This is a genomic window from Kiritimatiellia bacterium, from assembly GCA_026417735.1.
Taxonomy (GTDB): Bacteria; Verrucomicrobiota; Kiritimatiellia; order PWTM01; family PWTM01; genus CAACVY01.
Map to the genome: position 1 here is coordinate 58,230 of JAOACR010000018.1, position 19,516 is coordinate 77,745.

A 19,516-nucleotide genomic window follows, 5' to 3' on the forward strand; every position below is an offset into this window, starting at 1 on the left:
GAAACCGCTGAAGTCCTCAGCCGGCGCGGCGGGGCCGCAGCGGATCAGATGCCGCTCGCGGCGGCGCGGTCGAGCCAGAGGCCGACCGAGGGATGGCCCGCGGTTGCTGCACCGGCCGGCAGCTGCTCGGGCGAACGAACCAGCCGTGAAACGATCTGCGCCTTGTCCGCGCCGGTGACGACGAAGAGCAACTCGGCGATGAGCTGGAAGAATGGGGGGGTGGTGCTCACGCGGTCCGGCGGCGAGGCGCGTCGTACCGCCACGGCCCACCGGCCCGAGCCGGTCGCTCGGGCGACGTCCTCCAATGAGAACAGGGACGCGGTGTGCCCGTCCGCGCCGAGCCCGAGGAGCCCCAAGCGGATCGTCGTCCCCCGCGTCCGAAGTGAGTCCAGGTCGGCGGAGAACCTCGCCGCCGCCTCGTCGGCGGAGCGGTCGGTGAGCACCGGAATGAACCGCTCCGGCGGCAGGCCTGCGGCCCGAAGTCGCGGGAGGATCGCGCCCTGATTCGACTCCGGAGAGTCGGTCGGCACGACACGCTCATCGCTCAGAAATGCGATTGCGGGGTCCGGCCCGAGACCACCGTCCTCCGCCAGTTTGGAGTATGCGGCTAACGGTGTCCGGCCGCCCGCGAGCATCACCGCGGTGTCCGGGCCCTCCCGGAACGCTTCCCGCAGCCGCTGCGCGAGCGCCTCCGCCAGGGTCTGGGAATCGGAAAAGATTCGAATTTGCATCGTGCGGCTACTATACCGCCGCCGGCGGCCGCCGCCAGCCTGGGCCTCATTCGGCCGAGAGGTTCGGGCGGCGGCGCGCAGCGGGTGTCCGTTGTGGTTCCGCGGGCCGCCGCAGCAGAGGTTTCCGAGGGGTCAACGCAGAATGAGCAGCCGGCGGCCCGGGGGGGCGGCGGAGGAGTGGTGCGCCGGCCAGCTCAGCCGGGGTTAGCGGCGGAACTCGCGGAGCCTGCGGCGCGCGCGCCACCTGGCCGTTCGAAATGGTGGCGCACTGCGGCAAGGATTTCCTCCGGATACAACGGCTTGTGAAACAGCCGCCGGACATTTGCGAACTGCTTCATTTCTTCTTCGTCGAAGTCCGGGTCGGCCGTCATCACGATGACCGGCCGGCGGATACCCTCGGCCTCCATCACCATCAGAAGTTCCGCGCCGTTGACGCCGGGCATGTGAAAGTCGAGCAGCACCCCCTTGCACTTGGGGTCACGGAGGTGGCGGTACGCGGAGGCGCCGTCGTGGGCGATCCGCACCTCGTAGCCCTCGCTTGTGAGAAGTTCGGCCAGCAGCGCGGTCAGCGTTCGGTCGTCATCGACGACAAGGATCATTCCGCACCGTCCGATTTCTCCGATTCAGAGCCGTGCAGCTCAATGGGCTCGCCGACAGGTTCGTTCGGTGTGCTTGAAGCGGTCGGCGCTGGCTCCGGCGCGTTCTCGAGCGGCGCAGCGGAGGTGATGGTCTCGGAGGCCTCCCGGGGGGGCGGTTCCGGCGCCGGCTCGGCGGCGCGTGCCGTCTTTGCGGGCGTCGGCGGGCTTTTTTTGGTCTTCGCCGCTGCCGCAGCTTCCTGACGGCGACGCTCGGCGAGCCGTTTCCAATAGCGTTTGCGGGCCTTTCGTTTGACCCGAATGCGGAGTTGCTGTCCCATGGCTATGATCGTGCCTTTGCGACCCTGCGCCGTCAATCCGGACGGAGGGTCAAGCCGGGTTGCGTCGCTCTCACATGCGTTCTTCACATTGAGGGGGGTGTGATGGTCGCTCAGGTGGATGTTCCCCATCGAGGGACACTGCACCGATGCAGAGGGGTCGTCCGAAGCTACTGCACGTCGGACGGGGAGGCACCGGCTGGGGCGAGGAGGAGGACGCGACCTCTCCGGCGGGCGTTCGCGAAGGGGAAACGGGCAAGACGGGACCATGCTCGCCGGCGACGGTCAGCCAGGGCGGCTGACACGCGCTCACGCGAAACTGCGGCGGGGAGGGCCTTGCCGGGTGTTGCCGGTGGAACGGCGCCCTCCACGCATGTCGAGTTCACGGCGTTTGGCGGTGTGGCGAACGCACTTGGAAAGCCGAGTTCCGCCCTGCCGGATGGGCTTCAGGCCTGCTGTACGGATGAGGCTGGGGGATGCTTCGACAGTTCGCGCGCGATTCTGTGGCGGACGGCGAGAAGTCCGAGCGTGGCGAACGCCAGCTCGAACAAGGTTGCGGCCATCCAGCCGCGCGCAGTGCCCGATGTGAAGCCGTAAGCGTGAAGCCCGATCCCCAGGAGGTTGACGCCCAGCCAGGCGGTGAGCACCACCGCGACGGTCACCACCGCTCCTGCGGCCAGCCCGGCGTCGCGGATCAGGCCGGAGGCCCGTGCATGGAGCACCGCAGAGGTCCAGAGGATGATGAGCAGCGCGCCGTTCTCCTTTGGATCCCATCCCCAGAACCGTCCCCACGACAGGTCGGCCCAGACCCCGCCCAGTGTGGTGCCGAGGAACGTGAAGACGAGGCCAAAGGCAAGGCATGCGCGGATCGCGCGGAACTGTTCTGCGGCGGCGTCGGGGCCGTGTCGCGCCGCGGTCCAGAGAGCGGCGTGGCCGATCGCGCCGGCGAGCAGGCAACCGGCGTAGCCCAGCATGATCGTCATCACGTGTGCGGTGAGCCAGAGGTTCGAATCCAGCACCGCGACGACCCGGGCCATCGTGTCGCCATCGGCCTCGTAGCGGCCGGCGGCAAGAAGGAGCACCGCGGCGACTGCAGCACCGCCGCGGCGCAGCGGGTCGGAGCGCCGTACGAGCCCGATCCCGGCGGCCACACCTGACGCCCACGCCGCAAAAATGAAGGTCGAGTACAAGTTCGTGACGGGAGGCCGGCCCATGATGAATGCACGGAGTCCGAGCCCTGCGGTGTGCAGCCCGAGCGCGATGGCGAGTAGGGCGGCACCGCCGGTACGCAACAGGCGTCGGGTGCGGTCGGTTCCAGCGCGTCGTGGCCAGAGCGCGGCGGCGATCCAGATCAGGCACGCCCACCAGAACGGGCGCACCCGCACCAGCCACCCCTCGGCTTCGAGGTGCGCACGGAAATGCGGAATCGCGGCCTCAGCGATGACCAAATCTCGCAACCGCCGCACATGGGCCGCGAGGCTTGCGGCGTCGCCGGAGCGCCAGGCGGCTGCGATCTCGTTCCATGTGGCGAGCGCTTCGCGAGCGATCGGCCGGCTGGCCGCCGCTTCGGACAGATCAGCGGGTGCCAGCCAGTGCGCATGTGGGCCTTGGCCTCCGGGGACGATGTGGGGCGCGAGCCCGCGGCGCAGCGATGCATACAGCTCCGCTGCCGAAGCCAGTCGTAGCGCTTCACGGTCCAGAGCGGAACGTTCTGCTGCCGGTCGCGCGGCGGCCGACGCGGCAAGTCGCTGCAAGCGATCGAGCGCTGGCGCCAGCGCCCGGTAGGACGTGCGGAACCTGGGTCGCTCGGCCGTGAGGCCCAGCGCGTCGGCCAGGTCGGGATGACCGATCAGGAAGACCGGGTCGTCCTCGGTCGCCTCGCCCCGGAAGAGGACGTCACCGAGCCAGGCCGAGGCGCTGCGGTGCTGCGGTACGCTTCCGCGGCCGGACATCTGAAGCAGCACGAGGCGCGCGAACGCGCTGAGGGGCATCGGCCGGCCGCCTTCCAGCACTGGCAGCAGCGTCCACTCCCGAAGTTCGGGTGGCGCGGCCGACGCATCTGCCGATGGCCACCACGGAGCCAGCATGGTTGCGAGCAGGAGCCTTGCGAGCCAGATCGCGCGCTGGGAAGGGATCCTCACCGAGCCTGCCTCCCCGGCCGCAGATAGTGCATCACCATGCCGATGGCCATTAGCGCGGTGGCCAGATAGGGGGCCGGGCGGAAGCGGTTTTCGCTCACCGCCAGCACCGAGATTTCCCGCCCGTTCGGCGTGTCCATGTACGATGATTGATAGAACGCAAACGGACCATGTAGCAAGGGGCGGTTCATCGAAATCACGACCTCCCGGGCGCGGTTGTCCTCCAAGAGCTCCACCCGGCTGCGGAAGCTGCGGGGGAGCCGGGTGTTGGGATGGAAGGCCTTTTCGAAGTCGAGCAGTCGGATCGTGAAGGGCAGAGGATGGCGTGCGCGGCGGAGCTGGACGTAGACGGTCGCCGGTTCGGTGCCGGCTGGTGGCCCCAGCGCCAGGGCTTCGCCCTCGCCCAGCAGCGCGATCCGCTGATCGGCGACGCGCAGAACGATGGCCGGCAGGGCGCGCCGCGGATCGGCGGGCACGGGCGCGGGCCGCAGGTTCTCGGGGGCGGGGCGCGCGGGCAGGTGTGTGGTGTCCACGGAGCGCCAGGCCTGCTCGATCGCCACCGTGCCGAGGGCCGCGGGAAGCGCGATCACGAGATCCGGTCGCAGGCCGCGGAACGGATGTGCGGTGATTTGGCGGGAACCGTCGGGCAAGGGGCGGATCACAGCCAGTTCCCACTCTGTTTCCGATACCGAGACCGCGGTTTGTTCGCCCTCCGCGAGCACGACGACGGTCTCACGCGCGGACTGGCGGGTGAAAAACGCGCCGAGCATCATCAGCAATAGCCCCAGATGTGTCAGCCAGAGCCCGGCGCCGCGGCGCCGCAATCGCACGGCCATCGAGGCCAGCAAATGGATCGTCAGCAGTGCACACGATCCCATCATGCCCGGCAGCGGCAGGCCAAACGGACCGCGGAACACCCACGAGTGGAAAAAGCGCTGAGTTGCGCCGTGGAGGCCGACCGCCGGGTTCGCCTGCGCGAGGGTGCCCCACACGGTTAGCGCGGCCAACCAGAGGAGGCCCGCAACGGTGATGCGCGGGTCGGCGAGGCGGCGGAGCCACGGAGGGGTGTCGCGGCTGTATTCACCCATAGTATGGGTCTACAGTACCGCACAAAACGGTCGTGAGCGAATTGGGGATCGGGGCTGACGGAAAGGCAGTGCGGATGCGAGGCCGGGCGATGGGTTTGTGCCGGGTCGGGGCCGTGGGGCTGTGCGCGCTGGTGGCGGCGGCGGAGGGCGGGGGGCGCCCCTATGAGCTGGATTGGGCGGGCCGGACGAATGATTTCTGGCCACCACTGGAGGATTTTGAGGCGACCGGCCGCACTTGGCAGGTAGAATGCCGCGATGCGCTGGCGCGCTTCGAACGGGTGGAGGAACCCGGCTTGTGGGGGGCGCGGGTGGGGCGTTTGACCTACCGGGGCACCGGTCCGGGGGCGGAGGTGCGAGTGGTGGCCGATCCGCCGCTGGTGCTGACCGGCGGGTTCGACGCGGTGACGGTGTGGTGTTACGGCAACACATGGGGGTGGCGCCGCGATCCGACAACACCAAACGTTTCGATATTTGCGATGCTGCGGGATCTTGAGGGCCGCGCGCACGAGGTGCCGCTGGGGATCGTGAACTGGCAGGAGTGGCATCTGCTCCACCGGCGTTTGAATGCGGCTCAACTCAACGCGCTGCGAGACGGCGGCGTCATGCTCGGGCTGCGCATCGCGGGCGGCACCAACACGGCGGATCGCTGGTTGGCATTTGACCATCTGGGGGTGCATCGCGAGGCGTTTCCACCGCTCAAGTTCGCGACGCGGCCGGCTCGCAACCTTTCGCCATGGCCGGGCCAGAATCTCGGCTTGAACACGGGGCCAGGTCGGCTGCCCTTCCCGACCACGCCGACTACGATTGCGCCGACGAATCTCACGCCGGAATTTTCGGTCCGGGTCGTGGCGGAGGATCGAACGGCCGTGTTCACGTATGAGGGTGCCGACGGTCGCCTGGTTTGGCGCGTGGAACCGGCGGAGGGCACATGGAGCGGCATCATCGCGACGTGGCAGGGGCGACGGGCGGACGGAGCGGCGGGCGATCCGGTGCGGGTGCGGCCGTGCGTGGGCGGCGGTGTTCGGCTGGTCTCGGCCTCCACCGCGGAGGTGCCCGACTCGGTGGTGTGGTTGAGCGGTGATCTGGCGGGTGGTGTGTGGACGCAGCGGTGGCAGCTGTGCGGCCGGAGCCACACGCAGGAGGTGGTGTATGCGTTCACGCTGCTGGCGAAGTCGCTGGCCGTGGACGTGCTGGCGCCGGGGGGTGGCGTTGCGGAGGTCGTCGCGGGCGAGGTGGAGGGGCCTCCTGGAGCGCGTCTGGTGACGTTGCCGTACTACCCGGCTGCGGGCGGCCGGCCGGCGATTGCGGTGTTCGGCCGAGCGGACGCGAGGGTGTTTGCGGCAGTTCACGTAGACTGGTACCGCTCAAACGCCAGTCAGATGTGGGCGCCCGCCCCGCCGGCAGAGAGCGATGGCCGCGCGCTGCATGGCGGCGTCCGCTACCGGCCGCGCACTGACGGGCGACGCAACGATGTGGTCGAGCGGTTTGTGCTGGCGGTCTCGCCGCAGTTCGAGGAGGTGTTGCCGACGATTCCCAATCCGCCGTCGCCATGGAAGGCGGTCACCGGTTCGCGGGTCTGGCGCGCGCACGGGGCCTCGGCGGACCGCTCGCGCGACCGGGCGTTCTGGGCACGGATGCACCGGTTGGGCATCACCGAGATGGTGGTGACGGATCATGAGACGATGTGGCGCGATGGCGGCGAAAGCTTCACGTTTCGGACGCGGACGGCGCCCGGCAAAGGGGGCGACGAGGCGCAAGCCGCCTACACCCGGTTTATGATTGATGAGCTCGGGTATCGGTACGGTCCCTACAACAACTTCACCGACCTGGCGCCTGTGAACGAATATTTTTCGCCGGACATGGTCGCGCGGGGACCGGACCTTGACTGGCAAAGGGCGTGGTTCCGCTGTTACGCGCCGAAGCCCGCCCGCGCCGTCGAGTTCTGCGAGCGACTCGCGCCGGAAATTCAGCGGAAGTTCCGGTTCAACACAGCCTACTGCGATGTGCACACCGCGGTGGCGCCGTGGGACCGCGTGGACTATGACGCCCGCGTGCCCGGCGCTGGCACGATGGCGGCGACGTTCTACGCCTATGGCGAGATCATGTTGCAGCAGAAAGCCGCGTGGAACGGTCCGGTGTATTCAGAAGGCGGTTATCATGCCTTCTACGCCGGCCTCACCGACGGCAACTACGCGCAGGACCAGCACTACCGGCCGGCCGAAAACCCCTGGTTGGTGGACTTCGATCTGCGGCGGATTCACCCGCTCCAATGCGACTTTGGGATGGGCAATCCGGAGATGTTTTACGCGCAGCGCGGCGCCCGCACGCGGGAGGACCCAGCGTGGTTGGACCGTTTCCTTGCCGCGACGGTTGCGTTCGGCCACTCCGGTTTTCTCGTTACAGAGGGCGGGGAGCGCGCAGCGTTGCGCAGCTACTGCATGACGCTGCCGCTGCACCGGCGCTACTGCACCGCCGACGCGGTGGATATCTTGTACGCGGATGCCGCTGGCCGTTTTGAACCGACCTCGCGGGCGATCGCATCGGGCGGATATCGGCGTTCTCAAGTGGCGGTGCGCTATTCAGACGGCACTTGCGTGGTGGTCAACGGCCACCGGTCGGAACGTCTCCGCGGCGTGGTGTTCGGCCGACAGGTGGATCTGCCGCCGAACGGGTGGGTGGGGTGGACTGAAGATGGATCGGTGGAAGTATTTGCCGGCGAACAGCGGGGAGTCCGGTGTGACTACGCCGCCGATCCGGACTTGCTCTACCTCGATGGCCGCGGTGGTTTCGTGCGCTTTCCGCGAGTAGCCGGCACCGGTCCGGCGCTGTGTCGGCGAGTGGGCGAGGGCGAATGGGAGGCGGTGATGCCATTCGGCGGCGAGGCAGGTTTCGCGGTTTCCGCAACGCGGGCGGTGGCTCTCGACGCAGAGCGCCGGCCTCTGGGACCGGCGGAGGTGCGACGAGCACGGGGCCTGGCCTGGATCGTCCCGGTCGCCGGAGCAGTAAGCTATCGCCTCGAGCACGACCCGGGGGAGTCCCCGGAGGTGGAGGAGCCGTCGGCGGATCGCACCGAGGTCGTTCCGGGCGAACGGGTGCGCGCCCGTTGCGGTGGTCGGGACCTCGAGATCGCGATTCCATCGGATGCGGCGCCCGGCGCTCATCTGTGGTATCCCGTGGACCGTGGGTGGCTTGAGTTTCTGGTGGTGGCACCGTTCGAGTTGGCCGTGCGCCTGGAGGATGCCCGCACGCTGCTGGTTCAGGTCGCATACCAGGGGCCGGGGGCGATCGATGCGGTGCTCGGGCTCGGCGAGGAACACCGCAGGCTTCGGCTGAGGCCGGAGCATACCGGCGAGGCCCGATTCGATCTCGGCGAGCCTCGGCAACAGGGGTGGAAAGCCGTGCCGATCGAGATCGCGAGCGGTGCGTGGCGGTTCCGGACGAACGCGGTCTGGATCGCGGAGCGCGTTCATCGGCGCCTTGCGGCACTGCCACCGCGAATGACCACAGCGATGCGGCTGCGTGGACGGCCGGAAATGGCCGTGGAGATGGACAGCGGCGCGCGGGCGGAATGGGCGGAGGAGTTGAGCTGTGGCGGCCAGGTGTTGGACGGCCTGTTCATGCATCCACCCTATCGTGGCGGGGTTGGTGCGGTGGTCGCGCGGTTCGCTCCGATCGAGCTGCCGGTGCGGCCGGCGGCATCGCTGCGCGGCCTGGTCGGCAAGCGCGATGGCAGCGATCCCGGTGACGGGATACTGTTTCGAGTTGAAGTCGAGAACGAAGATGGCAGCCCGAGCGGCGTTGCGGAACTGTGGGTTGACCGCCACGAGTGGCGCTCGTTCGAGGCCGACCTCTCGGGCTGGGCGGGACGGCGGGTGAGGTTGAATCTGGTCGCCGATGTGGGGCCTCGCGACAACTCGGCGGGGGACTGGGCCTGCTGGGCGGATCTACGGATCGAGACTCGCGAGCCGGAGCTCGTCCGCCGGCTGGCGACGCGACCGGACCAGATGGAGCGGGAACCAGCGACGCCTCTCGGGAAGCCGGTGGCGTTATTGCGGACCGCCGCGGCCGGGTGGCTGGTGTATGAGGGCAAAGGCTTCGAGGGAACGGGGCGCTACGAGAGCCGCGCGGAGCTGAACGGCGTGGATCTGGGGCCGATGCGCCCTGCGCATGGCAACGAACTGGCGGGGAGCTTTTCAGCGCCAGTGCGGCTACCGCTACCGCCAGCCGCGATCGCGACCCTCGGCGTGCGCAATCGGCTGCGTGTGTGGAGTCCCGGCGGTGATTGGTTCAGCCTGCGGCGTTTCCGGATCGAGCTCGAGTGGTCTGACGGGTCGCGCGCGGCCTCTGACACCGCGGCGGCGACATGGTCGCAGCCTCCGGAGTGGCCCCACGCCGAGGGCCTACGTGTGCCGGCCGGTCGAGCGATTGAGCTCGATCTGTGGTTCGATGCAGTAGAATGAGCGAACGCCCGAAGTTGCTTGTTGGTTTTCGAATCGATTTCTAGACTGCCGTTGATGCGACGGAACCTGCGTGTGCTCGTGGCGGCCGTGTGGACCGCCGGCGCGGCGGCGAGGGAGCCTATCGTCACCGCATCCTCGACGTTCAACGCCGACTTCGCCCCCGAGCTTGCGGTGGACGGCCGGCCCGATACCCGCTGGGCGAGCGGGCCGCTGCGCGGGGCGCCGCAGTGGATCGCGGTGGACTTCGGGGCGCCCACCGCGATTCGAAGTGTGCGGATTCGATGGGAAGCGGCCTTTGCGGTCGAGTACGCCCTGGAGGTCTCCGAGGAGGGGACGACCTGGCGGGAACTGGCGCGTCGGGCGGACGGCCAGGGAAAGACGGAAACGTTGAAGGCCCCCGTTGTCGTCACGGCGCGCCAGATGCGGGTGATCGCGCATCGGGCCGGGCCGCACCCACATGTTTCGATCTGGGAACTTGAGTTTCCGGATGGGGAGGGCGGCGCGCGGCTGGCGGCGGCGCGAGCGGAGCGCGAGCGGCGGCTGCGGGCGGAGGCGCTCGATCGGTGCCGAGCTGCGGGCATCCGCGAAGTGGTGTTCGCAGCGCGCGAGCGGGGACCCGACGGCCACTGGTACGCCAACTTTTCGTATTACGCGGAGAGCGAGCGGCGCGTCACCTATCGGAACCACGGACGGCTCGCGGCGCTGGACCTGGAGACGGGCCGAATCCGGATGATTCTGGAAGACCCGGAGGGGACGATTCGCGATCCGGCGGTGCACTATGACGGACGCACGATTGTGTTCTCCTGGCGGCGGGCGGGCACTTCGTCGTTCCACCTGTACGAGATTCAATCGGACGGCTCCGGGCTGCGACGGCTGACCGACGGCGGCGGACCGTATGATGACATTGAACCTTGCTGGTTGCCGGACGACCGGATCGTGTTCGTGTCCAGCCGCTGCCGGCGGTGGGTGAACTGCTGGCTCACGCAGGTGGCGATCTTGCACCGGTGCGAGCGCGACGGCAGCGGAGTGGTGCCGCTGTCCGCGAACATCGAGCACGACAACACGCCGTGGCCGCTCCCCGACGGACGGGTGATGTACATGCGCTGGGAATACATTGACCGGTCGCAGGTGCATTATCATCACCTGTGGGCGATGAACCCTGACGGCACCGGCCAGCAGGTGGTGTTCGGCAACCTGCATCCCGGCGGGGTATACATTGACGCGCGGCCGATGCCCGATGGCCGCCGCATCGCGATGATTCTCTCACCGGGTCACGGTCAGGCGGAACACGCGGGTCATGTGGCGACGGTGGACCCCCGCGCAGGGCCGGACGACCTGCCGCGGCTGCGCACGTGGACCCGGGGCGCGGACTACCGCGATCCCTGGCCGGTGGATGACGGGTTGATGCTCGCCGCGCGGGGGCGGTTGCTGGTCGCCGTCTATGCGGATGGTCAGACCGTGCCGCTGTACGAACTGGGACCCGAGTTCGGCCCGGCCTGGCTGCACGAGCCGCGCCCGCTCGCGCCGCGCACGCGCGAGCGACGGGTCGCGGATCGGGCGGACTGGAGCGTGGCAACCGGCGAGTTTGTGCTGAGCGACGTCTACGAAGGCCGCAACATGGCGGGCGTGCAACGCGGCGAGATCCGCGAGCTGCTGGTGCTCGAGAGCCTGCCGAAGCCGATCAACTACACCGGCGGCATGGAGCCTTTGAGCTACGGCGGCACCTTCACGCTCGAGCGGATCGTTGGCACCGTGCCCGTCGAGGCGGACGGCTCGGCCCGGTTCGAGCTGCCGGCGTTGCGGTCGTACCTGTTTGTCGCGCTGGACGCGCAAGGGCGGTCGGTGAAGCGAATGCAGAGCTTTACGACGGTGATGCCGGGCGAGCGACTGGGCTGCGTGGGCTGTCACGAGCCGCGCACCCAGGCGGCACCGAACCGGGAGGGGCGCGCGATGCCGCTGGCGCTGACGAAGCCCGCGGCCCGGCCGCGGCCGGTCGAGGGAGTGCCGGAGGTGCCGGACTTTCCGCGTGACGTGCAGCCGATTCTCGATGCGCTGTGCGTGAGCTGCCACGGCTACGAGGAGAGCACGGTGGGAGGGCCGCGGGCGGGCCGCCTCATTCTGACCGGAGACCGCGGCCCGATGTACAGCCACGCGTACTACATGATCACCGTCGCGGGCCTCGTTGCGGACGGTCGCAACAATCCGCGCAGCAACTACCCGCCGCGCGCGCTCGGCTCGTCCGCCAGCCGTCTGCTCGCGAAGATGGATGGCTCACATCATGGCGTGCGCGCGACGCCCGCACAGGAGCGCATCGTCCGCATGTGGATCGAGTGCGGTGCTCCGTATCCCGGCACCTACGCGGCACTGGGAACCGGCATGATCGGCGGATACCACGAGAACCAGCCGGTGCACACGGATTGGGACTGGCCAACGACGAAGGCCGCCGCGAAGGTGATCGACCGCCGGTGCGCGGTGTGCCATGCGGAGCCGCACCGCTCGATTCCGCGCGCGCTTTCTGACGAGCGAGGTGTCTCGTTCTGGCGGCCCGACTGGAACGATCCGCGCCTGCTGACCAGTCGCCACATTGTGTTCAACCTTTCCCGGCCGGAGAAATCTTTGGTACTGCTGGCGCCTCTCGCAAAGGAGGCCGGCGGATGGGGGCTGTGCACGAACTCGGAGGGTCGCGCGGTGTTTGCATCGCGGGAGGACGCCGACTACCGCACCCTGCTGGCGATGGTGGAGGCAGGTCGCGCGGAGCTCGAGCGCATCGGGCGGTTCGACATGCCGCAGTTCCGGCCGCGTCCGGAATATCTGCGCGAAATGAAACGCTATGGTGTCTGGGACGGGAATCCGTCGGGCGCCGACCCGGTGAACCCATACGAACTGGATCGGCGCTACTGGGAGGCAGTCAGCTACCGTCCGCTGCCGGTCGCCGGGAGAGGCGCACGCGAGGATGGGCATTGAGCCGGGGTGGGCGCCGCTCAGAAATGTCCGTGATCAGCGGGTCCGGAGGGCGCGTGGGGCGGCGACGAGCCGGCGGAGTCGCGCTGCTTCTGCTGCTGCTCTCCGAATCGAGCGCCCAGTCGCCGCGATGGAATCGGTTGGTGTTTCGCGCGGATGTGCGTCCCCGTTGGTCCGCAGATGGCAGCTCGTTCTGGTACCGCGTTCGCACGGGGCCGGAGGCGTGGGAGTATGTGCGAGTGTGCGCGGTCACCGGCGAGCGTCGAACCGGCCCCGACCTGGCGTCGCTCGGTCTCTGGCCGCCTCCGCCGCGGAAATCCTCCGAGCTCGATCGTGTCCGCCGACCGACGCGCCACACCGGACCGGAAACCACGATTCGATTTTCCAACGCCACACCGCGACGGGTTGAGCTGTTCTGGCTCAATGCGGATGGAGAGCCGGTGAGTTACGGCGGTGTGGCCTCTGGCGGCGAAATGGTGCTGCAGAGCTTCGAAGGGCACGTATGGCTCGTTCGCGACGCGGAACAGCGCGAGGACCTCGCAGTGGTGGAGGCCGCGACGGAGGAGACGGTAATCGCGGTTGACGGCCCGGGCCGCGCGCCCTCGCCGCAGGTGGGGGGTGCACTGCAGGGGGGGTCGCCGGACGGCCGCTGGCAGGCGTGGGTGGATCGGCACCGGGTGTGGCTGCGCGACCTTCGGGACGGATCGGTCCGTCAGTTGGCCACCGGTCGCGACGGCGAGCCCGCGTGGGACCCCCTGGTGCAATGGTCGCCCGATTCGACCGCGTTCGTGGTTTCGCACGGTCGGCCGGTACCGGCTCGGACGATCCCGTTGATGGAAACGACGCCGGCCGGTGCACGCCCTCCGCGCGTGATTCGCGTGCCCTATCGCAAACCCGGGGATCCACTGCCGCAGGCGGTGCCGGTATTGTTTCGGATCACGCAGACGGGGGCGCACCAGTGGGTCGCGATCGAGACGCCGCTGGCGACCAACGCCGCGCGGGAAACCCTTCACATTCCCGTCCGCTGGGCGGCGGACGGACGCGAGTTCTACTTCGACCACGATCAACGGGGCCATCAAGTGTACCGCGTTCTGGCGGTCGGTGCGCGCGATGCGGCGGTCCGCTGTGTGGTGGAGGAAACCAGCCCCACCTTCATCGACGTCGCGCACAAGACCTGGCGGCACTGGTTGGACCGCAGCAACGAGCTGATCTGGATGAGCGAGCGGGACGGCTGGTGCCACCTGTGGCTCTACGATGTGCGCGCCGGCCGGCCGATTCGTCAGCTGACCCGTGGAGAATGGGTGGTGCGCGAGGTGCTGCGGGTGGACGAGGCGGCGAGGGAGGTGTGGTTTCTGGCCAGCGGTCTGCGAGCGGGCGAGGACCCCTATCACCGGCACCTATGTCGAGTGGACTTGGATGGTGGCGAGGTCGTGCGGCTGACGGAGGCTGACGGTGATCATGAAATCGAGTTCTCACCGGGTGGGGAGTGGTTTGTTGCGCGGTGGTCCCGCCCTGACAACCCGCCGGTCTGCGAACTGCGGAGGGCGCGGGATGGCCGGCTGGTGGCCGTGTTAGAACGGGCGGACATCTCCGCGCTGCTGGCGGCCGGATGGACGTTGCCGGAGCGTGTCCGTGCGCCCGGCCGCGATGGCCGCACGGAGATCTGGGGTGTCGTGATCCGCCCCGCGCGCTTCGACCCCCAGGCCACCTATCCGGTGGTCGAACACGTCTACGCGGGCCCACACGGCCATCATGCGCCCGCACGGTTTGAACTGCTCGAACGCGAACACGAGATCGCCAATCTCGGTTTCGTGGTGGTGCTCGCCGACGGCATGGGCACCAATCACCGCGGCAAACGATTCCACGATGTGTGCTGGAAGAATCTGCGCGACGGGGGGTTTCCGGACCGCATCGCGTGGTTGCGGTCCGTCGGTGCGACCCGCCCCTGGATGGATTTGCGGCGGGTGGGCATTTATGGGGGCAGTGCGGGCGGGCAGAACGCCGTTCGGGCGCTGCTCGACCATGCGGACGTGTACAGCGTTGCGGTCGCCGACTGCGGCTGCCACGACAACCGCATGGACAAACGATGGTGGAACGAACAGTGGATGGGTTGGCCGGTGGATGAGAGCTACGAGCGCAGTTCGAACATCGCCGATGCGCACCGGTTGCGCGGTCATCTGCTGCTGATCGTCGGCGAGCTGGATCGAAACGTGGATCCCGCCAGCACGTATCAGTTGGTCGGCGCGCTCCAGCGGGCGGCGCGACCGTTTGAGTTCATGCCGATCATCGGCGCCGGCCATGGGGCGGCCGAGACACCGTATGGCGCCGAGCTTCGGGCAGCGTTTCTCTCTCGCCACCTATTGCGGCCGGCCGCCCCGTCGACGCGGTAGCACGGGCAGGCGCGGAGGACGCTGGCTCAGCGTTTTCGTGGCTCGAGCGGGGGCAGTCCGTAGTCGCGGCGTTCCTCCGCCGTGAGGTCGGCTTCCCGCCCGAACGGAGAGTTCCACGGTTTGAACGGCGAATCGCGGTCGATGGCTCGATTGTGGGGCGCAAAGGGATGGTTGCGGTAGATGGGGCTGTTCCACACGGCAAAAGGGTCCCGATTTCGCGGCGGCGGTTCCGACCCAAGGGTGCGGCCGCGGCGGCTCGGGCGTGAAAGAGGTTCGCGGAGCTCAGCGGTGACCGACTCGCTCTCCCAGAGGGCTGGCCAGCTCGATCGCCCGGCGGTCGGCATCCGCTCTAGAAGGTACAGCGAACGCCCGGGGCGGCCGGCCGCCGACCAGTCACGGGGCGGGCACTCGTCCCGCGTGACGCGTTTCGAATGTGTTTGCGAGCGATCCGGCCAGTGTTGGGCGTACGCACCCCCGCAGCCCAGCAGGTACAGCGACATCGCAAAGACCCGCTGAAGCCAGGCACTCCGGTGGCCCGCCCGGGGCTGGTCAGGGGCAAACATCCTGCGACGATCTTCGCACCGATGCTCGTTGACCGCAACCCGCCACCGAAGCGCGGCGGAGGTTTACATGCCTAGCAGGTCTGCTAAATTCCAGGCCGTGGTTGTCGGGAAGGCGCAGATGAGCTTCCGGCAGTGGGTGGTGTTGGCCGCGGTGGCGTGGGCGCTGGTGGCCTTCGCCGGCGAACGTGGCGAGAAGCCTGACATGCTGTTCATTGCGGTGGACGACCTCAACGACTGGATCGGTTGTCTGGGCGGCCATCTGCAGGCGCGCACGCCCCACCTGGATGCGCTGGCCGCTCGCGGCGTGCTTTTTGAAAACGCGCAATGTGCCGCGCCCGCGTGCAACCCGTCCCGATCGGCGTTGATGAGCGGGCTGCGACCCTACACGACCGGCATCTACCATAATCATCACTCTTACGCGGTTCCGTTGAGGGACGTGCTCACGCTGAACCGCTATCTCCGGGAGCAAGGGTACTTGGTGCTCGGCGCCGGCAAGATCTACCACAGCCATAGCCCGCCGAAGGGACAAGAGGACCACTGGGATGACTACTATGCGGCCCCGGGGGATCCCGCGCCTCCGCGGGCCAGCATGACCGGTCTGAACCGCGCGCAGTTCGACTGGGGACCGCTCGACGTCGCCGACGAGGAGATGCAGGACTACCGCCTCGCGAGCTGGGCTGCGGAGCAGCTTCAGCGCCGGCACGATCGCCCGCTCTTTCTGGCGGTGGGTTTCATCAAACCTCACCTGCCGTGGTATGTGCCCCGAAAGTACTTCGAGATGTTTCCAGCGGAGGCGATCCGCCTGCCGGAGACGATCCCGAACGACCTTGACGACGTGCCGCCGGCGGGCGTGAAGTTCGCACGGCCGGAGGGCGATCACGCCGCGGTGACAAAGGCCGGTTTGTGGGCGTCCGGCGTGCGAGCCTATCTGGCCACGATCACGTTTCTTGATGCCCAAGTCGGCCGACTGATCGAGGCTGCGGACCGGAGCTGGCGGTCAAACCGGCTCGTGATCGTGCTCTGGTCCGATCATGGTTGGCATCTTGGCGAGAAACAGCATTGGCGGAAGTTCACGCTTTGGGAGGAGTCCGCGCGCGCGCCGTTGATCGTGGTGGCGCCGGGGATCGCGAAGCCGGGTCGCCGCTGCGCCGCACCGGTGGATTTTCTCTCCATTTATCCCACCGTCTGCGATCTGCTGGGCCTTCCGATACCGCCCCACGTGCAGGGGCGTTCGCTCCTGCCGCTGCTGCGCGATCCGTCCGCATCCTGGGATGGTGTGGGCATCACCACGCACGGGCGCGGCAATCACGGCGTTCGGGATCGGCACTGGCGGTACATCCGGTACGCGGACGGGTCGGAGGAGCTCTACGATCACCGGTCGGATCCCCACGAATGGACCAACCTCGCCGCGCGGGCGGAGTCGGTCGCGATCCTCGCAAGTCTGCGGGCGCGTCTGCCCGGCGTGGAGGCAGAGGAGGCGCCGGTGGCCGAAAGCGAGGGTAACGTGCGGCCGCGCGCGGGAGGGCGCCGATCTGCCCCCGAAGGCCGCCGAGCGCAGCCGCGGGAAGTCGAAGCGCTATGACGGATGTGTGCACGGAGGACCACGCGATGAAGAACCGCACAAGTCGAAACAACCGTTTGCTTTCTCGCCGGGAGTTTCTCGGCGGATGTGCCGCCTGCGCCGGCTGCACGGCGCTGGCCCGACCGGCCTCGGCGGTGACGGCGGCGGGCGCGCGGCCGCGCGTTCGGCTCGTGTTCGCAGAGACTCGCAACGACGCGCCGATCTGGCCGAACCTCGGCTATGACTTTGATGCGCGGCGCCGGCAGATCATTTCGTTGCTCGAACGCGAGTGCCCGGGAGTCGAGTTTCTGGTCGCCCGGCTGATGGACAAGCCGGAGGATGCGGACGCGGTGCTGGCCTCGGATGCAGACGTGCAGGGCTACATGATCTGCCTGCAGGGTCTGGGCTGGCGCAATGATGTGCTGAAGCTGTGCGCGACCGGCAAACCGACGCTGGTCGTTGACAATCTCTATGGCGGCTCCGGGTTGTTTCTGACGAAACAACCTGCGATCCAGGCGCTGAAGAAGCCGGTGGACTGGGTCAGCTCCTCCCGCGACGAGGACATCGCCGCCTCCGCGCGGCAGTTCGCGCTGCTCGCTGAGGGGCGCAGCGCGGAGGAGGTGGCCGCGGCGTTTCGGCGGACGCGGCGGGAGCGCACGTGGCGAGGGGCACCGGACCCGGTCGCGGAGGATCGGCTGGTGGTGCGACCGGTGGAGGAAGCGCTTGCCGAGCTAAAGCGGATGAAGCTGTTGGTGGTCGGCCGGCCGATCGCGCCGGAGATGCACAAGGCGGTCGCCGAGACGTTAGGGGTGACGCTGGTGCCGATCGGCTTTCCCGAGCTTGCGGCGGCGTACGAAGCGGCCGACGTGAAGGACGCGGAGGCATTCGCGGAGCGCTGGATCGCCGGCGCGCAGGCCGTGGTGGAGCCCTCGCGGGATGACATCACCAAGGCCGGCCGCATGTACGGGGCGATGAACGCGTTGATGCGCCAGCATGGCGCCACCGGCATCACGATCAACTGTCTGGGCGGCTTCTACGGCGGACACCTGGCCGCTTATCCGTGCCTCGGCTTCTGCCAGTTCAACAATGACGGGCTGGTGGGCGGCTGCGAGGGAGATGTGCGCTCGGCGCTGACGATGATGGTGATGGGAGCGCTGACCGGTCGGCCGGGTTACATTTCGGATCCGGTGATTGACACCGCGCGGAATGCGATCATCTACGCGCACTGTGTGGCGATGACCCGGCCGTTCGGGCCCCAGGGGGCTGCCAATCCCTACCGGATCCGGTCGCATTCGGAGGACCGGAAGGGGGCGTCGCTTGAGTCGCTGCTGCCGGCGGGCTACCTGACAACCACCATCGAGATCCATCCGGAGCTGCGAAAGATGACGGTGCATCAGGCGGTGGCGATCGGATGCTGTGACAGCGACATGGCTTGTCGCACGAAGCTTGTCGCGCGCGTGCGGGGCGATATCGAGAAACTGACGGAAGGGTGGAGCCACGGCTGGCATCGGGTGACCTTTTATGGAGACCTGATGCCGCTGGTGGACGAGCTGTGTGCGCGCTGGAAGTTCGAGCGGGTACTCGAGGCCTGAGTGAATGGGCGGGCGGGAGCTCTGGCACTGGCCGTCGTGGTCGCGGCGGCGGGGGGGGTGGCGGGGGAGCGAGCTCCCCGGATTCGGCTGGGTGCGTACTACTTTGATGGATGGTCGGGCACGAACCGGCTGGCTGGGCAGCCGGGGGAACCGTGGGCGTCCAATGCACCAACGCATCTCACTCGTTCGCTTGCGACCGACTACAGTGACCGTGAGCCGGTGTGGGGTTGGCGAAGCGACACCGCGGCGATCATGCAGCGGCAGATCGACTTGGCCGCAGATCACGGGCTGAGTTTTTGGGCGTTTTGCTGGTACTTCCATCCCGAGCCCTCAGCGGTGGCGGCCGACCCCAAACACACCGGGCTGCGACTGTACCTGGCGGCACCCAATCGCGCCCGCATGGGCTTCTGCCTGTTGGTGGCGAACCATGACTCCTATCAGTTGAGGACGCTGGAGAACTGGAGGTCGGCGGCAGCGCACTGGGTGCCGCTGTTCCGCGAGCCCGGTCACGTCACGTTAGGGGGACGGCCGATGGTCATTGTGTTCAATCCGTCCGACGCGCTGCCGGAGGGACTGGCGGCGGTGGAGCAGGCGGCGCGCGCAGCAGGTCTGCCCGGTGTTGCGTGGGTGGGATGTGCGCCGCGCTTGCCGCCCGTGTTTGCAGCGAGCACGCGCTACAATGTGAATGGCGGGTGGATGAAGGGATGGCAGGAGATGCCGATCGAACGGCTCTACCAGCTGCACCGCGAGTCGTGGGCAGGTACACCCGCTCAGCCGCACATCCCGTGCGTGAGCGTTGGGTGGGACCGCCGGCCCTGGGAGACCGCCGCGAAGGGAAGCTGGTACTACACGGGGGGCATGCCGGACAAGTTCGCTGCACACCTTCGGGAGTTGATCGCGTGGATGGACGCGCACCCGGAACAGTGTACGGCCGAACGGTATGCGGTGGTCTTTGCGTGGAACGAACTGGGAGAGGGCGGATGGCTGGTGCCCACCCGCGGGGACCCACAAGGTTTGTGGCTTCGGGCGATCCGCGACAACCTGATGCAGTGAGCCGCCCGCGGCCGTGGTATCGGCCCCCATTTGTTCACCCGCTGCTTGACCGGTTTGCCGCCGGTC

At 68.3% G+C, this 19,516-nt stretch carries 13 protein-coding genes; 7 read left to right on the top strand and 6 right to left on the bottom strand.

Annotation, left to right across the window (positions count from 1 at the left end; all coding sequences use genetic code 11):
* Window positions 1-44: 44 nt before the first annotated feature.
* The 3 genes from N2652_09395 to N2652_09405 all read right to left on the bottom strand — a co-directional run bounded on the left by N2652_09395 (window position 45) and on the right by N2652_09405 (window position 1,776).
* Window positions 45-731, bottom strand: coding sequence for a 6-phosphogluconolactonase (locus N2652_09395; GenBank protein MCX7819402.1), 687 nt, complete (start codon window positions 729-731; stop codon window positions 45-47).
* A 194-nt stretch (window positions 732-925) separates the two neighbouring features.
* Window positions 926-1,330, bottom strand: a complete 405-nt coding sequence (locus N2652_09400) for a response regulator (protein ID MCX7819403.1) — start codon at window positions 1,328-1,330, stop codon at window positions 926-928.
* Window positions 1,327-1,776 carry a hypothetical protein gene (locus tag N2652_09405; GenBank protein ID MCX7819404.1) on the bottom strand — a complete coding sequence of 150 codons (450 nt, stop codon included), beginning with the start codon at window positions 1,774-1,776 and terminating at the stop codon, window positions 1,327-1,329. The genes N2652_09400 and N2652_09405 overlap by 4 nt, the downstream gene beginning before the upstream one ends.
* 17 nt (window positions 1,777-1,793) lie before the next feature.
* On the opposite strand from N2652_09405, the gene N2652_09410 reads away from it, so the two are divergent.
* Window positions 1,794-1,946 carry a hypothetical protein gene (locus N2652_09410; protein MCX7819405.1) on the top strand — a complete coding sequence of 51 codons (153 nt, stop codon included), beginning with the start codon at window positions 1,794-1,796 and terminating at the stop codon, window positions 1,944-1,946.
* A 144-nt stretch (window positions 1,947-2,090) separates the two neighbouring features.
* On the opposite strand, the gene ccsA is transcribed toward N2652_09410, so the two are convergent.
* The gene (ccsA, locus tag N2652_09415) at window positions 2,091-3,785 is read right to left on the bottom strand and encodes a cytochrome c biogenesis protein CcsA (protein ID MCX7819406.1); all 1,695 of its coding nucleotides are present in this window, start codon (window positions 3,783-3,785) and stop codon (window positions 2,091-2,093) included.
* Complete coding sequence (locus N2652_09420; GenBank protein ID MCX7819407.1) at window positions 3,782-4,870, bottom strand: cytochrome c biogenesis protein ResB; 1,089 nt, start codon at window positions 4,868-4,870, stop codon at window positions 3,782-3,784. The genes ccsA and N2652_09420 overlap by 4 nt, the downstream gene beginning before the upstream one ends.
* 89 nt (window positions 4,871-4,959) lie before the next feature.
* Between N2652_09420 and N2652_09425 the strand changes: the two genes are divergently transcribed.
* From N2652_09425 to N2652_09435, 3 genes are read left to right on the top strand one after another with little or no spacing between them, the layout of a single operon-like run.
* A complete protein-coding gene (locus N2652_09425) occupies window positions 4,960-9,330 on the top strand; it encodes a hypothetical protein (protein ID MCX7819408.1) in 4,371 nt (1,456 codons plus the stop codon).
* A gap of 54 nt (window positions 9,331-9,384) precedes the next feature.
* The gene (locus N2652_09430) at window positions 9,385-12,294 is read left to right on the top strand and encodes a discoidin domain-containing protein (protein ID MCX7819409.1); all 2,910 of its coding nucleotides are present in this window, start codon (window positions 9,385-9,387) and stop codon (window positions 12,292-12,294) included.
* 53 nt (window positions 12,295-12,347) lie between these two features.
* On the top strand, window positions 12,348-14,681 hold the full coding sequence (locus N2652_09435) for a DPP IV N-terminal domain-containing protein (GenBank protein ID MCX7819410.1): 2,334 nt from the start codon (window positions 12,348-12,350) through the stop codon (window positions 14,679-14,681).
* Window positions 14,682-14,707: 26 nt separating this feature from the next.
* Here the strand turns inward: N2652_09435 and N2652_09440 are convergent, their stop codons facing one another.
* Window positions 14,708-14,878: a hypothetical protein gene (locus N2652_09440; protein ID MCX7819411.1), complete on the bottom strand. Its 171-nt coding sequence runs from the start codon at window positions 14,876-14,878 to the stop codon at window positions 14,708-14,710.
* A 484-nt stretch (window positions 14,879-15,362) separates the two neighbouring features.
* Between N2652_09440 and N2652_09445 the strand changes: the two genes are divergently transcribed.
* The 3 genes from N2652_09445 to N2652_09455 are packed head-to-tail and all read left to right on the top strand — an operon-like array spanning window position 15,363 to window position 19,450.
* Window positions 15,363-16,826, top strand: a complete 1,464-nt coding sequence (locus N2652_09445; GenBank protein MCX7819412.1) for a sulfatase — start codon at window positions 15,363-15,365, stop codon at window positions 16,824-16,826.
* Between the two features lie 26 nt (window positions 16,827-16,852).
* Window positions 16,853-18,397, top strand: coding sequence for a hypothetical protein (locus tag N2652_09450; protein ID MCX7819413.1), 1,545 nt, complete (start codon window positions 16,853-16,855; stop codon window positions 18,395-18,397).
* Window positions 18,398-19,450, top strand: coding sequence for a glycoside hydrolase family 99-like domain-containing protein (locus tag N2652_09455; protein MCX7819414.1), 1,053 nt, complete (start codon window positions 18,398-18,400; stop codon window positions 19,448-19,450). It abuts the gene before it with no gap.
* Window positions 19,451-19,516: the final 66 nt, after the last annotated feature.

Coding starts and splice junctions, on each gene's coding strand:
- N2652_09425 (MCX7819408.1), top strand. CDS start 4,960: ATGGGTTTGTGCCGGGTCGGGGCCGTGGGGCTGTGCGCGCTGGTGGCG.
- N2652_09420 (MCX7819407.1), bottom strand. CDS start 4,870: ATGGGTGAATACAGCCGCGACACCCCTCCGTGGCTCCGCCGCCTCGCC.
- N2652_09445 (MCX7819412.1), top strand. CDS start 15,363: ATGAGCTTCCGGCAGTGGGTGGTGTTGGCCGCGGTGGCGTGGGCGCTG.
- N2652_09410 (MCX7819405.1), top strand. CDS start 1,794: ATGCAGAGGGGTCGTCCGAAGCTACTGCACGTCGGACGGGGAGGCACC.
- N2652_09450 (MCX7819413.1), top strand. CDS start 16,853: ATGAAGAACCGCACAAGTCGAAACAACCGTTTGCTTTCTCGCCGGGAG.
- N2652_09405 (MCX7819404.1), bottom strand. CDS start 1,776: ATGGGGAACATCCACCTGAGCGACCATCACACCCCCCTCAATGTGAAG.
- N2652_09395 (MCX7819402.1), bottom strand. CDS start 731: ATGCAAATTCGAATCTTTTCCGATTCCCAGACCCTGGCGGAGGCGCTC.
- N2652_09430 (MCX7819409.1), top strand. CDS start 9,385: ATGCGACGGAACCTGCGTGTGCTCGTGGCGGCCGTGTGGACCGCCGGC.
- N2652_09400 (MCX7819403.1), bottom strand. CDS start 1,330: ATGATCCTTGTCGTCGATGACGACCGAACGCTGACCGCGCTGCTGGCC.